The sequence below is a fragment of the Chryseolinea serpens genome, assembly GCF_900129725.1.
Classification (GTDB): domain Bacteria; phylum Bacteroidota; class Bacteroidia; order Cytophagales; family Cyclobacteriaceae; genus Chryseolinea; species Chryseolinea serpens.
The window spans coordinates 643,071-660,046 of sequence record NZ_FQWQ01000001.1 but is presented as its reverse complement, the minus strand read 5'-3'; the positions used below and the strand labels follow the sequence as shown (position 1 = coordinate 660,046).

The window sequence follows — 16,976 nt, the reverse complement described above, 5'->3', positions numbered from 1 at the left end:
TGTCTTTTCTTTTTTATATTCAAACCTATGAGACGACTCCTTTTTTGCCTGTTCGCATCGTCAATTTTTATGGGCTGTTCATCGCCCCCCAAAGAAAAAATCCCACCGCTTGTCACTATGGAAAGATCATCGGGTAAGATTGTCATCTATCAAATGATGACGAGGCTGTTTGGAAACAAGAAGACCGTAAACAAGCCCTATGGCACGCGCGACGAGAATGGCGTGGGCAAGTTCAACGACATCAACGAAGCCGCCCTGAAATCGCTCCGGGAAATGGGGATCACCCACGTCTGGTACACCGGTGTGCTGGAACATGCCGTGCTCACCGACTACACGCCGTTTAATATCCCGCTGGACGATGCCGATGTGGTGAAAGGCCGCGCCGGTTCGCCCTATGCCATCAAAGATTACTACGACGTGGACCCCGACCTCGCCATGAGCGTGCCCAACCGTCGCGAGGAGTTTGACCGACTGCTGGAGCGCACCCACAAAGCCGGTCTCAAAGCTATCATCGATTTTGTGCCCAACCACGTGGCACGCCAATATCACAGCGACGCAAAACCTGCTGGCGTAAAAGACCTGGGCGAGACCGACAACAAGAACGTGACGTTCGACGCAAACAATAATTTCTATTACCTCCCGGGACAATCGTTCCAGGTGCCAAAAGAATATCATGCGCTGGGACCCGACAACGTCTTCCCCACCAAGGATGGCAAGTTCGAAGAAACACCCGCCAAAGCCACGGGCAACGACGTGTTCTCCGCCACGCCAAACATCCACGACTGGTTCGAGACCGTGAAGCTCAACTATGGCGTTGACCTGCAGGCAAAGCAAACCCATTTCGATCCCATTCCCGACACCTGGATCAAAATGAAAGACATCCTGGTGTTCTGGGCCCAGAAAAATGTGGACGGCTTTCGCTGCGACATGGCCGAGATGGTGCCGGTGGAATTCTGGGGATGGGTCATTCCCCAGGTGAGGGTGGTCAACCCCGACATCGTGTTCATTGCCGAGATCTATAATCCACAGCAGTATCACAACTACATCGAGAACGGAAAATTCAATTACCTCTACGACAAGGTGCAACTCTACGACACCCTGCGCCTCATCGTGCAGGGCAAGGCGGCCACGTCGGCGATCCATCCCATACAACAACACTTGTCGTCCGTCAGCGACAACATGTTGCATTTCGTGGAGAACCACGACGAGCAGCGTGTGGCATCGCCGTTCTTTGCCGGCGATCCCTGGCGTGCCGTACCGGCCATGGTGGTGAGCGCCACCATCGATCGCGGACCGGTCATGATCTACTTTGGCCAGGAAGTGGGAGAGCCCGGCGCCGGTTCGGCAGGGTTTCAGGCCAACGACGGACGGACGACGATCTTCGACTATTGGGGCGTGCCCGAACATCAGAAGTGGATGAATGAAGGCAAGTTCAACGGCGACTCGCTCAGCATGGAACAAAAACAACTCCGCCAGTTTTATGCCGACGTATTGTCGCTCGCGGGAAAAAACATCGCCCTCACACAAGGAGAATATCTGGACATCACAGCCCATAACCTCCAGGCTGGAAATTTCCCGGCCAACACCAGTGCCTATCTGCGCTATTCCGGAGAAGAACGACTGTTGATTGTCACCACGTTCAATGCTGCCGATCAGCTGATCAAAGTTCAACTTCCCCCGGCGGCCGTGAGCGCCCTGGGACTGGACCCCGCCGGCAGCTACATTGCCCGCGATTTGCTGTGGCGCGAAGCAGAGGTAGGTTTTAACAAAGATTTCACCTTCGAATTGAAATGTAAACCTTATAGTTCCTATATTTTTAAGATCAAATAAAACTGCATGCCCACACGCCTCACATGCACGGTCGCATCCCTGCTGGTTTCGATTGCATTTCTCTCTTGCCAGCAACAAGTCAGGAATGCGGCGGTGTGGCCCTATGGCGTAAAGTATGAAGTGTTTGTGCTCTCCTTTGCCGATGGCAACGGCGATGGGAAAGGCGACATCAAAGGACTGGCGTCCAAATTGGGCTACCTGCAGGAGTTAGGCGTGAACGGCATCTGGCTGATGCCCATCATGAATTCGCCATCGTATCACAAGTACGATGTAACGGACTACAAAAGCATCCATCCCGACTACGGCACCGTGGAGGAATTTAAAACGTTTGTGGCCGAAGCGCATCGCCGCAACATCCGCGTGGTGATCGACCTCATCCTAAACCATACCGGGGCGGAGCACCCGTGGTTTAAAAGCGCGGCGGCAGACCAGAACAGTCCCTATCGCGACTACTATGTGTGGGCCAAGCGTGACTCCATCCGAAATCAAATCGCCAAGAAAGCCACGTCGTTCGATTCGGACAACCTCACACAATGGCACGCCGTGAACGGCGACACCTTGTCGGAACAATATTACGGCTATTTCTGGGGCGGCATGCCCGACCTCAATTTCGACAATCCCAAAGTAAAGGAGGAGTTCAACGCCATCGGCAAATTCTGGCTCAGCGACATGAACGTGGACGGCTTTCGCCTGGATGCGGCACGTCATATTTTTCCGGCCGATAGGGCAGCCGATAATCACGCCTTCTGGGAGGAGTTCCGCGCCAACATGATGAAAATTAAACCGGATGTCTACCTGGTGGGAGAGGTGTGGTCCACCGCGCCCGAAGTGGCGCCCTATCTGAAAGGGCTGCCGTCGCTCTTCAATTTTGACATGGGCTATAAAATTACCGATGTCGTGAATGCCGGCAGAGACACCATCGGACTGATCAAAAAATACAAAGACATCCTCGATTACTATCACCAAGTAAATCCGGAATATATCGACGCTACGTTCCTGAAAAATCATGACCAAAACCGCATCCTGAGTGACCTGAGTGGAAGCAAGAACAAAATGCGTGTAGCCGCCGGGATATTGCTCACCCTGCCCGGCACGCCCTATTTGTATTATGGCGAAGAGATCGGCATGCTGGGCAGGAAACCCGATGCCAACATTCGCGAACCGTTCCTTTGGGACATCACCAACACCGGCGGCCCACAAACGTCATGGGAAAAACCGGTATATTCCACGGTGGAAACCGTCATCCCAGCCCGCCAACAACAAAGTGACCCGGGTTCGATGCTGGCTTTTTACAAAAGTCTGATCTACTTCAGAAATGCTAGCCCGGTCATGACGTATGGTGCGCTGGAAGAATCGGGCATAAACGTGAACGAGGTGGTAGGATATAAAAGAACGTATAAAGATGAATCGCTGCTGGTACTGAACAACATCTCGGATGTGGAAGTGACCCTGAACCTCACCGAACAAAACAATGCCTTTAAGGCGCTGGCGTTTGACAGCAGCAAGAAAGCAAAACTACAAGCCGGTGAACTTACCTTGCCGGCATACTCAACCGTGATATTGAAACCCTGAACGAAGCATGATCCCAATAGAAGGAAAATCGCGAGTCATCATTGAAAATGTGCAACCCCAGGTTGACGGCGGATTGTATCCCGCCAAGCGAACGATCGGGGAACGCGTAGACGTCACCGCCGACATCTTCGGCGATGGCCACGACCACCTCCGCGCCCACCTGCTCTACCGAAAAGAGGGCGCCCCGCAATGGAGCCACGTGGAGATGACGCCCTCCTACAACGACAACTGGTATGGGGCGTTTACGGTGACGGAAAAAGGCACCTACGAATTCACGCTCATGGCGTGGGTCGATCACTTCGACACCTGGTATGACGGCTTCAAAAAGAAAGCCGCCGCCAAAGTGGATGTGCACCTCGAATTGCGCGAAGGCGTTCAGTACATCAAAACCGTCGGCGGCGACAAGCAAGAACGTCTGAAAGAAGCCATCCGCATCCTGGAAGGTGATTATAACGCGGCGTTGCACTATGTGCAGAGCCCAGCGTTTGGTGAACTGGTGCACAGCCACCCCCTCATCACGCATGCAACCACCTATGCAAAAGCGTTGAGCGTGGTGGTGGAACACAAGAAAGCAAATTTCTCGTCGTGGTACGAGTTGTTCCCGCGTTCTGCATCGCTTCAGGGCAAGCATGGCACCTTTTTGGACGTGATCAAATTGCTACCACGCATTTCTGCGATGGGCTTTGATGTGCTGTATTTGCCCCCCATCCATCCCATCGGCAAAATGAACCGGAAAGGGAAGAACAACAACGTGCGGGCGGAAGCTGGCGAGCCCGGATCACCCTGGGCCATCGGCAGCGACGAAGGCGGACACAAAGCCATCCACCCCGAGTTGGGCACGCTGGCGGATTACAAGAAGCTGATTGCCGAAGCCCGCAAATTAAACATCGATATCGCCCTCGACCTTGCCTTTCAATGCGCCCCGGATCACCCTTATGTGAAGGAACACCCCGAGTGGTTCAAACAGCGGCCCGACGGCTCGATCCAATACGCCGAGAATCCACCCAAAAAATACCAGGACATTTATCCCTTCAACTTCGAAACCGATGACTGGCAGGGGTTGTGGTTCGAATTGAAATCCGTCATCACATTTTGGATCGACCAGGGCGTGAAGATCTTCCGGGTGGATAACCCGCACACAAAGCCCATCCCATTCTGGCAATGGGCCATTGCCGAAGTGAACAAGGAATACGAGGACGTCATCTTCCTGGCGGAAGCCTTCACGAAACCCAAGGTGATGGCGTCGCTGGGAAAGATCGGCTATACGCAATCGTACACGTACTTCACGTGGAGGGTGTATAAGTCGGAGATCGTGGAATATATGAACGAGCTGGTCTTCGGTCCCTCGCGAAATTACTTCCGCCCCAATTTCTGGCCCAACACACCGGACATCCTGCCATTCCACCTGCAACATCAAGGCGAAAACATCTTCATCATCCGTCTTGCTTTAGCCGCGACGTTGTCGTCGAACTATGGCATTTACGGGCCGGCTTACGAATTCTACGACAATGTTCCCATGCAGGGAAAAGAAGAGTACTATAACTCGGAAAAATACGAGGTGAAACGACACGATTGGAAACGCGCCAATCGCATGATCGACATCATTGCCATGATCAACAAAGCAAGACACGAGCACGCCGCGTTGCAGTCGACGTGGAATATGCAATTTTGTGCCATCGAGAACAGCAATCTGCTGGCCTACATCAAGGCAACAGACGATCTGACGAGCGTCATTTTGATGATCGTAAACCTCGATCCCGGTGGACGCCAATCGGGTTTTGTGCAATTGCCCAAAGACCGGTTGAAATTGGGAGACCACATCAATGTGAAAGTGCACGACCTCATCACCGACGAACAATACACCTGGACACAAGAATGGAATTACGTGGAGCTGGACCCCTACAAGATGCCATTCCATTTATTTAAAGTCGAGATACACGAATCATACTTGTAAGGCCATGAGCACACCTCTCAAACAAAACGATCCCCTCTGGTTCAAAGATGCCATCATCTACGAGCTCTCCGTGCGGGCGTTCTTCGACAGCAACGCCGACGGCATTGGCGACTTTCAGGGCATCATCCAACGGCTCGACTACCTGGAGGACCTGGGCATCAACACCATCTGGCTGCTGCCTTTCTATCCTTCGCCGCTCAAGGACGATGGCTTCGATGTGATCGACCATTGCGACGTCCATCCGGACTATGGCACGTTGTCGGACTTCAAACAGTTTTTGAAAGAAGCCCATCGCCGGGGGATCCGCGTGATCACGGAATTGATCCTGAATCACACCTCCGACCAGCATCCCTGGTTCAAACGTTCACGCAAGGCCAAAGCGAATTCGCGCTACCGCGATCTGTATGTGTGGAACGATACGCCGGATAAATACAAAGAAGCCCGCGTCATGTTCAGCTCCGAAGAATCCACCAACTGGACGTGGGATCCCGAGGCGAGAGCGTACTACTGGCACCGTTTCTACCGACACCAACCCGAGCTGAATTTCGAAAATCCCGAAGTGCAGTTGGAGATGATCAAGATCGTCGACTTCTGGATGAAGATCGGCGTGGATGGCTTCCGGTTGCCCTCCGTGCCCTTCCTTTTTGAAGAGGACGGCACCAGCTGCGAGAACCTGCCGCAAACACACGTATTCCTGAAACGCCTGCGGGCGCACATCGATAAGCATTACAAGAACCGCATACTCGTTGCCGAGGCCAACCTGTGGCCCGAAGATGCCGCCACCTATTTTGGCGACAACGACGAGTGCCACATGAACTTCCACTACCCGCTGATGCCGCGCATGTTCCTGGCCCTGCGCACGGAAGACAGCTATCCCATCGTCGACATCATCGAACAAACCCCGGCGACGCCCACCGCCAGTCAGTGGGCATTGTTCCTGCGGAATCACGATGAGATGGGCCTCGAAATGGTGACGGAAGAAGAAAAAGATTACCTCTTCAAAGCCTACGCCAACGACGCCAACACAAAATTCAACGCCGGCATTCGCCGGAGATTGGCTCCCTTGCTGAACAATGACCGCCGCAAATCCGAACTGCTTCATGCCATTTTGTTCTCGCTCCCTGGCACACCGGTGCTGTATTACGGCGATGAGATCGGCATGGGCGACAACGTTTACCTCGGCGACCGCTTTGGCGTGCGCACGCCCATGCAGTGGAACATGAACCTCAACGCGGGTTTCTCCACGGCAAACCCGCAGCGGCTTTATCTTCCCATCATTACCGACCCGGCCTATCGCCACGAGTCGGTGAATGTGGAGGCGCAGGAAGAGAACCCGTCGTCGTTCCTGTGGTGGATGAAGAACATCATGGCCATGCGCAAGCGCTTGCATATTTTCGGAAGAGGGGAGATGAAATTTATCGAGAGTTCCAATGCAAAAGTGCTTTCCTTTGTGAGAACCCTCGACAAACACCGCATCATCGTGGTGGCCAACCTGTCGCAATTCTCGCAAGCGGCCACCCTAAACCTGGGTGAATACAAAGGCTGCGACATCACGGAGGTGTTCAGCCAGAACCGGTTCATGAGTGTGGACGAAGGCAATTATCCTATCACCATCGGCCCGTACGGATATTTCTGGTTCCAGGTGGACACCGCGGAGAAAAAAGAAAAATCGGAAGCCAGCGGCGAATTGCCCTTGTTGAAAACTGATGTGTCGTGGGAGAAGCTTTTCGACAACTACGACGAAGTGCGCGTGCTGGAGCGAAACATCCTGCCACCGTTCATGAAGAAATGCCGTTGGTTTGGAGGCAAGGCCAAAGTGGTGAGCAAGGTGAGCATCAACAAGACCATTGCGCTGAAGGTGGAAGGCGACGCCCACTTCCTCGTGGTGGTAGAGGTGCATTATGTGCAACGCCTGCCCGAATTCTATTTCCTCCCCCTGACATTCCTGCCTTCCGACAGCATCCTGGAACGCGTGGAATACACCGTGCAGAGCGTGGTATGCCGCGCCGAAATCCAAGGCAAAGCCGGCTTCATCATGGACAGCAGCTACGACAAAGTGTTCCGCGACTTCCTGTTCACCAGCATGGCAAAAGAAACCCGCGTCCGCGACGACGAAGGGGGAACCTTGGAATTCAATTCCAGTGTGTTTGCCAAGATCGACGTCAACAAAGAAGTTGACTCGAAAGTCTTGAAATCCGATCAGAGCAATACGGCCGTCATTTATAACGAACAGTACTTCTTCAAATTCTACCGCAAGTTGGAGAAGGAGATAAACCCCGAGTTGGAGATCGTGAGATTCCTTTCTGAACACACCACCTTCCAAAACTCCCCGCGCTACGCCGGTAGCATCGAATATCACGACAGCGACGACAACGTCATCGTGTTTGGATTGCTGCAGGAAAAAGTAGAGAACCAGGGCGAAGCCTGGACGATGTCGGTAGACTCCGTAGGAAGATTCTACGAACGCGTGCTGGCCGGGGCAAAATCCATCAAGCTGCCCAAGCTGGTGAACCGCTCATCCATAAAATTTGAAGAGGCGCCGGAAGTGATCCAGGAATTTATCGGGCGTGGCTTCTACGAACGCATGGTGCGGCTCGGGCAACGCACGGCTGAAATGCACCTGGCGCTGGCATCCGACAATTCCAACCCGGCCTTTATTCCCGAGACCTTCACACCCAACTATCAACGCTCGCTATATTCTTCGCTGCGAAAACTAGTGCGCGACCGGTTCAACCTCCTGGAGAGCAGCCTTTCGAAACTGAACCCCGAAGTGCAGGAGTTTGCCAAGCGGGTGCTGGTGCTGGAAGACAAGATCCTGGAATGTTTCAGCGAAGTCTATCAAACCAAGATCAAGGCCATCAAGACCCGCATTCATGGCGATTTCCACATGGGGCAAGTGCTCTTTACCGGAAAGGACTTTGTGATCATCGATTTTGAAGGCGAGCCCGGTTTTTCATTCAGCGAAAGACGGCTGAAGAAAAATCCGCTCAAGGATGTGGCCGGCATGATGCGTTCGATACACTACGCCGCCTTTGGCAAGATCCTGCTAAACGAAAACTATCGCGACCGCGACCTGGAATTCCTGGAATCATGGGCCGAACAGTGGCAACACTACGTGGGCCGGTTCTACCTGGGGGCCTACATGGAGCGCATGGGCATGGGAACCGCGTTGACGCAGGAAGATGACATACTTATTCGTACCTTCCTGTTGGAGAAGGCCATTTACGAGCTCGGCTATGAACTGAACGGCCGGCCCGACTGGACCATCATCCCGCTCCGTGGCATTTATTATCACATGAAGCGCTACCAGGAAGAGAAAGACGAACGAAAGAAAAAGTGATCACGAAACGCTTACTATCCACGACACCATCATGGCAAAAAAAACGGTAACACCCTCTACCACAACTCTACCGGCAAGCTTTTCACTGCTCACCGACTTCGACGTGCACCTGTTTAAAACCGGAAAGCACTACAAGCTATATGAAAAGCTTGGCTCCCACTTTGTGAACAACGAAGGGCAGGAGGGAACCTACTTTGCCGTGTGGGCGCCCAACGCATCGGCCATTTCCATTATTGGCAATTTTAACCAGTGGAACAAAGGCAAGCATATTCTGCATTCGCGCTGGGATGAGTCGGGCATTTGGGAAGGCTTTTTTGCCGACGTCAAACACGGCGAAGCCTACAAATATGCTATTCATTCAAACACCGGCGAATACCTCGAAAAGTCCGATCCGTTTGCCACCTTCTGCGAGATGCCGCCCAAAACGGCCAGCATCGTGTGGACGCCAAAGTTTGAGTGGAAGGATGAAGCTTGGATGAACGAACGCAAAAGCCAGGCAGGCAAACCAAAAGCATATTCGGTGTATGAAGTCCACTATGGCTCGTGGCGCCGCAAGCTTGAAGAAGGCACACCTTCCTTAACATACCCGGAAATGGCGCATGTGTTGGTCGACTATGTGAAGGAAATGAACTTCACCCACGTGGAATTCCTGCCCTTGATGGAGCACCCCTTCTATGGATCGTGGGGCTACCAGCTCACCGGATATTTTGCTCCCACCAGCCGCTATGGCAGCCCCGAAGATTTCATGTACCTCATCGATAGTTTCCATCGCGCCGGCATTGGCGTGATCCTCGACTGGGTGCCCTCACATTTTCCCGGCGACGCCCACGGTCTTTTCAAATTCGATGGCACGTTCCTCTATGAGCACGCCGATCCACGCAAAGGATTTCACCCCGATTGGAAAAGCTACATCTTCAACTACGGCCGCAATGAAGTGCGTTCATTCCTCATCAGCAACGCCGTGTATTGGCTCGATAAATTCCACATCGACGGTCTGCGTGTAGATGCCGTTGCATCGATGTTGTATTTGGATTACTCGCGGAAAGCAGGAGAGTGGATCCCCAACGTGTATGGCGGCAACGAGAATATTGAAGCCATCACGTTCCTGAAAGAAATGAATGAAGTCGTGTATGGCACGTTCCCGGATGCGATCACGATTGCAGAAGAATCCACGTCGTGGACCGGCGTATCGCGACCGACCTATCTCGGCGGTTTGGGCTTTGGACAGAAATGGATGATGGGCTGGATGCACGATACGCTTCAGTATTTCAAACAGGATTCCATCCATCGAAAATATCATCAGAACGAGATCACGTTCAGCGTCATGTATGCCTTCACGGAAAACTTTATGTTGCCGTTGTCGCACGACGAAGTGGTGCATGGAAAGGGCTCACTGCTGGGAAGAATGCCTGGCGATGAGTGGCGTAAGTTTGCCAACCTCCGGCTCATGTTCACGTACATGTTCATGCACCCCGGTTCCAAATTGCTGTTTATGGGAGGAGAATTCGGACAATCGGCCGAGTGGAACCACGAGAAGAGTCTCGATTGGCACCTGCTGGACTACGACGTGCACAAAGGCGTTCAGCGACTGGTCCGCGACCTCAATCGATTTTATAAGACAGAACCGGCCTTATATCAATATCAATTCGAACAAAAAGGATTCTCCTGGATCGATTACGACGACCGCGAAAACAGCGTGATCGCTTTCCAGCGCCAGGGCGACGGCAAGGAAAACCTGCTGATTGTCGTCTGTAATTTCACGCCCGAGACGAGACGTCACTATCGCATCGGTGTACCTTTTAGGGGCAGTTGGAAAGAAATTTTCAACTCCGATGCCCACCAGTATGCCGGCAGTGGTGTTTTGAACGAAGGGCTGCTGCTCACCTCACCTGTAAAATATCATGGTAGGGATTACTCGATTTCATTAACTTTACCCCCGCTGGGGATTTCTGTCTTACGCTTGGAAAAGGAGATCAGCGAATTTGACCTGAGTGACATGGGAACCTGACGGCACGAGTCATACCTAATTTGAATTTGTTTGGAAAAGTATATATGCATTCACGGGCATTTCTATCAGCCACCCCGCGAAAATGCCTGGCTTGAGGTGATTGAGGTACAAGACTCCGCTCACCCGTATCACGACTGGAACGAACGGATCACGGCCGAATGCTATGCGCCCAACACCGCCTCGCGCATTCTCAACGAGAAGGCCGTCATCAAAAACATCATCAACAATTACTCACGCATCAGTTTCAACTATGGCCCCACGCTGTTGTCGTGGATGGAGACCAGCGACCCGGAAACGTATGCGGCCATCATCGATGCCGATCGCGAAAGCGCTAAGCACTTCGGCGGCCACGGTTCCGCCATGGCACAGGTCTACAATCACATGATCCTGCCGCTGGCCAACAGACGCGATAAAGAAACACAGATCATCTGGGGCATCCGCGATTTTGAATACCGATTCAAGCGCAAACCCGAAGGCATGTGGCTCGCCGAAACCGCCGTCGACGTCGAGTCCCTGGAGTTGCTGGCGAAACACGATATCAAATTTACCGTGCTGGCACCACGCCAGGCCAAAGCCATTCGCAAAATAAAAGACACCGAATGGAGCTCCGTTGACACCAGCACGCTCGACACGCGCAGACCATACACTTGCAACCTGCCCTCCGGCAGAAGCATCGTCTTGTATTTCTACGACGGCGACATCGCCCAAGGCGTGGCCTTTAACGGACTGCTCAACGACGGCAAGAAATTCGCACACCGGCTGCTGGACGGCTTCGACAAAGAGGCCACCGAACCCCAGCTGGTACACATCGCCACCGACGGCGAAACCTATGGCCACCACCACAAACACGGCGACATGGCCCTGGCGTATTGCCTGGATTACATCGAACGGCACAAGCAATCCAACCTCACCAACTACGCGGAGTTCCTCGCCAAATTTCCGCCCACCTACGAGGCCGAAATACACGAGAACAGCTCCTGGAGTTGCGTCCACGGCATCGAACGCTGGCGCAACAACTGCGGATGCAACTCGGGGACACCCGACTGGCACCAACGCTGGCGCAAGCCCCTCCGCGAAACATTGGATTGGCTCCGCGACGAGCTCGCCAAAGTATATGAAGACGAGGCTTCCAAAATCCTGAAAGATCCCTGGAAGGCCCGCGAAGACTACGTCGACGTCATCCTGAACCGGACCGACGAGACGATCGAGAAATTCTTAAAAGAACATGCCATCCGCGAGGTAGAACACAACCGCGTGTTCCGCATGATGGAAGTGCAACGCAACGCCATGCTCATGTACACCAGCTGTGGCTGGTTCTTCGACGAGATCTCGGGCATCGAGACCACGCAGATCATGCAATACGCCTGCCGCGCTATGCAGCTCGTGAGCCAGATCGTTGAGGTGAACCTGGAGATCGAGTTTCTCAACCGCATGCAACTGGCACCGAGCAACCTCACCGCCCTGGAGCACGGGGCCGAGGTCTATCGCAAGTATGTGCTGCCCTCCAAGACCAACCTGCAGCGCGTGGGCATGCACTATGCCGTGGCATCGATCTTTGAAGAAGACCCGGAATCTTTCCCGGTATTCAACTATACCACCCAAAACGACGTCTTCATCCGCAAGGAAGCCGGCGAGCAAAAACTGGTGTTGGGCATCACGAAAGTGCGCTCGAATGTGACGCGGTCGGAAAAGAAATTTGCTTTCGCCGTAATTTACATGGGCCAGCACAACATCATCGGCAACATCTCCATCGACATGGAAGAAGAGAAGTTTGCCAGCATGCAGGTCCGCATGGTGGACGCGTTTGAAGAAGCGCGACTGGGCGACATCATCGGGTTGATGCAAACCTATTTCGGCCCGGAGAAATACACCATCTGGCAACTGTTCCAGGACGAGAAACGCAAGGTGTTCAACCTGATCACCTACCAAAGCATGCGCGATCTCGAGAACTCCCTGCGACGCATCTACAACCGCGACTATCCTTTGGTGATGGCGCTGGCCAACAACGATGCCCCGATCCCCAATGCCTATCGCACCACATTCGAATACATCCTGAATGCCGACTTGATCCGAAGCTTCGAATCCGAACGCATCAATATTCGCCAGGTGGAACGCATCATGAACGAACTGGTGCTGTGGAAGCTCAACGTTGAGGATACCGGAAAACTCGAGCGCCTGGTAGGGGAAAGCGTATTCAAAGAAGTGAAACGCATCAGCGCCGAAGCCGACAACCACAAGCGCGTGGAAAAGCTTAACCGCTTGTTCCCGTTACTGCGCAAGTTCAATATCAATCCGAACCTCTATAAAAGCCAGAACCTCTATTTCGAGATCTCGGTCAGAAACCGCGCACACGACGGGCACTCGGCAGAGTGGATCAAACAATTCAATCTATTGGGTGAAAACCTCAGCGTGAAACTGGAATAACCAGGCGCGACGCAGCCTCCGCTAGACAATAAAAAAACCTGTTCGTCTTTTTGAAGATGAACAGGCTATAGGTTGGTGGAAGTTTTGTTGGTGAAGAACACCAACAAAGGCAGTGGCCTTGCTAGGCGATAGCCTCTTCCGTCAGGTGTGTGTTGTGAGCATTGTCCAGGTAGTTCCACACCAGGCTGCTGGCGCCGATGATAGGAGCGGCCTGATTTTGAAGACCTGAAGGCAACACTTTTACTTTTCCTCTGAACAATGGCATCAGGTTGGCCTCCATGTGCTTGATGGTAGGCTTGAAGATGAGGTCGCCGGCCAGGGACAAACCGCCAAACAGGAAGATCGCTTCAGGATCAGTGTGAACGACAGTCTCGGCCAGTTTCATGCCAAGGATACGGCCGGTGTATTCATAAGCCGCCAAGGCAACCACGTCACCGCGCACAGCGGCCTCCGTGATCATCTTCGTGGTCAGGTTATCAAAGCTGATGCCGCGCAATTCGCTGGGCTCCAGGTGATCGGCAAGAAGTTTATAAACGGTGCGCTTGATACCGGTAGCCGATACGTAGGTTTCCAAACATCCGCGTTTACCGCAGTTGCAGAAACGGCCGGCGGGATTCACCGATGTGTGACCCACTTCGCCGGCAATGCCATGCTTTCCGTTCAACAGTTGGCCATTGGCTACAAAGCCGCTACCCAAACCGGTTCCCAAAGTGATCACGACGAAGTCGCGCATGCCTTTGGCTGCACCATACACCATTTCGCCCACAGCCGCAGCGTTGGCGTCGTTGGTGATGATGGCGGGAAGATCGAACTCTTCACGAAACATGTCGGCCAGGGGAATAATACCTTTCCACGGCAGGTTGGTGGCGCGTTCGATGGTGCCCTTGTAGTAATTACCATTTGCTGCACCCACGCCAACACCCAATACTTTATGCTCGCCAGGGATCGCGGCGATCTCTTTGCGGAGCGCTTCGGAAAGTCCCTTGAAATAGTCTTTGAATTCTTGGTATCCCGTAGTGGAGATACTGCCATGGGAAATCACATTTCCTGATCTGTCCACAATGCCATACTTCGTGTTGGTTCCCCCGATATCGATGCCGATGGTTAGCTCTCTCATAATGCCGGTTTTAAACGTGATGAATTATATAGAAAGAATTTTAGCAATGCGAAGCGACTCAGCGTCGATCTCGTGGATCTTCGACATGATATCGTCAAATTTGTTGTAAACGATCTTCCGGTCGCGTACGCCCACCATCACATCGCTCTTGCCTTGGAGCAGGCCTTCTACTGCGCCCACGCCCATGTGAGACGCCAGCACGCGGTCGAAGTAAGTAGGTGCACCGCCGCGCTGAAGGTGTCCCAGCACAGTGACCTTTATATCAAAATACGACGAACGTTCTTTTACCAGTTTTGCCAAAGCATGGGCGTCTCCGATTTTCGAGCCCTCTGCTACAACAACCAGATTTGATTTTTTATTCGTTTTACCACCCTCTTCCAGAAGTTCCCAAAGGTCGTCAAACGAAGTTTCTTCTTCGGGGATGATCACCGCCGCTGCACCCCCGGCAATACCGCTGTTGATGGCGATGTAGCCGGAGTGACGACCCATCACTTCGATAAAGAACAATCGGTTGTGGGAGAGGGCCGTATCGCGGATCCGGTCGATGGCCTCTACCGCCGTGTTGGTAGCCGTGTCATAGCCGATGGTATAGTCGGTGCCGGCAAGGTCGTTATCGATCGTGCCCGGGATACAGATCGAGGGCACCCCGAATTCTTCGTAGAACTTGTGAAGCCCCGTAAACGTACCGTCACCACCAATGGCGATCAACGCGTCTATACCTTGCTTTTTGATATTGTCGTATGCTTTCTTTCTGCCTTCCGGAGTTCTGAACTCCTTGCTGCGGGCCGATTTCAGGACCGTGCCCCCGCGTTGAAGAATATTACCCACCGAGCGGGCATCCAATTTGATCACATCACCCTCGATCATCCCCTCATAGCCCCGCATGATGCCGAGACTGGTCTTGTCATAATACGTGCATGCCCTAACGACGGCACGGATGGCTGCATTCATCCCAGGAGCATCGCCACCTGATGTGAACACTCCAATTTTCGAAATTTTATTCTCCATTCAGATTCAAAATCCAACAAAAATAATGGACATAGTTTAGTTTGCAATCAAGAATTTACTCAAACAGACTTCAATCGTTTGAATTCGTTAATTAGGCCATTCGTAGAAGAGTCGTGCGAAGTGATTTCTTCTTTCGAGGTGAGTTCAGGGAGGATCTTCTTGGCCAGCACCTTACCCAGCTCCACGCCCCACTGATCGAAGCTGAACACATTCCAGATCACACCCTGGGTAAAGATCTTGTGCTCGTACATGGCGATCAGGCTTCCCAGCGTCCGTGGCGTAAGCTCCCGGAACAGGATGGAATTGGTTGGACGATTACCTTCAAACACGCGGAATGGTGCGTGCAGAGCGATTTCGTCCTTACTCATGCCATTGGCGGCCAATTCGGCCTGCACCTCTTCGAGGGTCTTTCCTTTCATGAGCGCCTCGGTCTGCGCAAAGAAGTTCGACAACAGTTTGTCGTGGTGATCGCCAATCGGGTTGTGGCTGATGGCCGGAGCAATAAAGTCACAGGGAATGACCTTCGTACCTTGGTGAATAAGCTGGTAGAAAGCGTGTTGCCCGTTTGTCCCAGGCTCGCCCCAAATGATGGGACCGGTCTGATAGGTAACCGGCTTGCCTTCGCGGTCGGTTGACTTGCCGTTGCTCTCCATATTGCCTTGTTGAAAATAAGCGGCAAACCGGTGCAGGTATTGATCGTAGGGGAGGATGGCTTCCGATGCCGCCCCAAAGAAATTGTTGTGCCAGATGCCCAACAGCGCCAGGATCACAGGAATATTCTTGTCGAAAGGTTCGTCCTTAAAGTGATTGTCCATGGCGTGCGCGCCATCCAAAAGCTGCTCGAAGTTCTCAAAACCGATCGTACAGATAATAGACAACCCGATCGACGACCACAAAGAATAGCGGCCACCAACCCAATCCCAGAACACGAACATGTTCTCGGGTGCAATACCAAACTTGGTCACCTCTTTTTCATTGGTGGACACGGCCACAAAATGCTTGGCCACCTCGCCTTTACCTCCGGTCTTTTCAAGGAACCAACCGCGCGCCGATTCGGCATTGGTCATGGTTTCCTGGGTGGTAAAGGTTTTGGAAGCGATGATGAAAAGGGTGGTTTCTGGATTTAATTTTTTTACCGTTTCCGCGATGTGTGTACCGTCTACGTTGGATACGAAATGCGGCGTGATATTTTTCCAATACGGACGCAACGCTTCCGTCACCATATACGGGCCCAGATCCGATCCGCCGATGCCGATGTTCACAATGTCCGTGATGGCTTTTCCGGAATAGCCTTTCCAGGAACCGTCCAGGACTTTGCCGGAGAACGTCTTCATTTGCTTCAACACGCGGTTCACTTCCGGCATCACATCTTCGCCATCCACCACGATCGGGCTATTGGAACGGTTGCGCAGCGCGGTGTGTAAAACCGAGCGGCCTTCGGTCTGATTGATCTTTTCGCCGCGAAACATGGCGTTGATGGCGTCTTTCAGCTCCACTTCATCGGCCAGGGCGATGAGATCTTTCAGGGTCTCGTCGATGACGAGGTTCTTCGAATAATCCACCAGGATGTCCTCAAAGCGGGCGTGAAGGGTCTCGAACCGGTGTGGGTCTTCTGCAAACAGTTCGCGCATGTGCGACGCTTGCAGGGTCATGAACTGGATCTCCAGTTTTTGCCAGGCTTCGGTGGTGGTCGGGTTATGTTTGGGTAGCATAGGCTAGGGTT

At 52.9% G+C, this 16,976-nt stretch carries 9 protein-coding genes; 6 read left to right on the top strand and 3 right to left on the bottom strand.

From position 1 onward, the window contains the following. Window positions 1–117: 117 nt before the first annotated feature. The 6 genes from BUB30_RS02585 to BUB30_RS02560 are packed head-to-tail and all read left to right on the top strand — an operon-like array spanning window position 118 to window position 13,128. Window positions 118–1,830 carry an alpha-amylase family protein gene (locus BUB30_RS02585; RefSeq protein WP_245804022.1) on the top strand — a complete coding sequence of 571 codons (1,713 nt, stop codon included), beginning with the start codon at window positions 118–120 and terminating at the stop codon, window positions 1,828–1,830. Between the two features lie 6 nt (window positions 1,831–1,836). Beyond that, window positions 1,837–3,402 carry an alpha-amylase family glycosyl hydrolase gene (locus tag BUB30_RS02580; protein WP_073130791.1) on the top strand — a complete coding sequence of 522 codons (1,566 nt, stop codon included), beginning with the start codon at window positions 1,837–1,839 and terminating at the stop codon, window positions 3,400–3,402. A 7-nt stretch (window positions 3,403–3,409) separates the two neighbouring features. Next, complete coding sequence (locus tag BUB30_RS02575) at window positions 3,410–5,356, top strand: alpha-1,4-glucan--maltose-1-phosphate maltosyltransferase (RefSeq protein ID WP_073130789.1); 1,947 nt, start codon at window positions 3,410–3,412, stop codon at window positions 5,354–5,356. 4 nt (window positions 5,357–5,360) lie between these two features. Further along, complete coding sequence (treS, locus tag BUB30_RS02570; RefSeq protein ID WP_073130787.1) at window positions 5,361–8,696, top strand: maltose alpha-D-glucosyltransferase; 3,336 nt, start codon at window positions 5,361–5,363, stop codon at window positions 8,694–8,696. A gap of 31 nt (window positions 8,697–8,727) precedes the next feature. Next, the gene (glgB, locus tag BUB30_RS02565) at window positions 8,728–10,704 is read left to right on the top strand and encodes a 1,4-alpha-glucan branching protein GlgB (protein WP_073130785.1); all 1,977 of its coding nucleotides are present in this window, start codon (window positions 8,728–8,730) and stop codon (window positions 10,702–10,704) included. Window positions 10,705–10,734: 30 nt separating this feature from the next. Next, on the top strand, window positions 10,735–13,128 hold the full coding sequence (locus BUB30_RS02560; protein ID WP_073130783.1) for a DUF3536 domain-containing protein: 2,394 nt from the start codon (window positions 10,735–10,737) through the stop codon (window positions 13,126–13,128). Window positions 13,129–13,249: 121 nt separating this feature from the next. On the opposite strand, the gene BUB30_RS02555 is transcribed toward BUB30_RS02560, so the two are convergent. Genes BUB30_RS02555 through pgi form a run of 3 tightly spaced genes read right to left on the bottom strand, consistent with a single transcriptional unit; the run spans window position 13,250 to window position 16,965 of the window. Further along, window positions 13,250–14,245 (bottom strand): ROK family protein, encoded by a 996-nt coding sequence (locus tag BUB30_RS02555; RefSeq protein WP_073130781.1) that lies wholly within the window; start codon window positions 14,243–14,245, stop codon window positions 13,250–13,252. Window positions 14,246–14,269: 24 nt separating this feature from the next. Beyond that, on the bottom strand, window positions 14,270–15,253 hold the full coding sequence (pfkA, locus tag BUB30_RS02550) for a 6-phosphofructokinase (protein ID WP_073130779.1): 984 nt from the start codon (window positions 15,251–15,253) through the stop codon (window positions 14,270–14,272). A gap of 59 nt (window positions 15,254–15,312) precedes the next feature. Beyond that, entirely contained in the window at window positions 15,313–16,965 is a 1,653-nt protein-coding gene (gene pgi, locus BUB30_RS02545) for a glucose-6-phosphate isomerase (protein ID WP_073130777.1), read from the bottom strand. Window positions 16,966–16,976 lie beyond the last annotated feature (11 nt).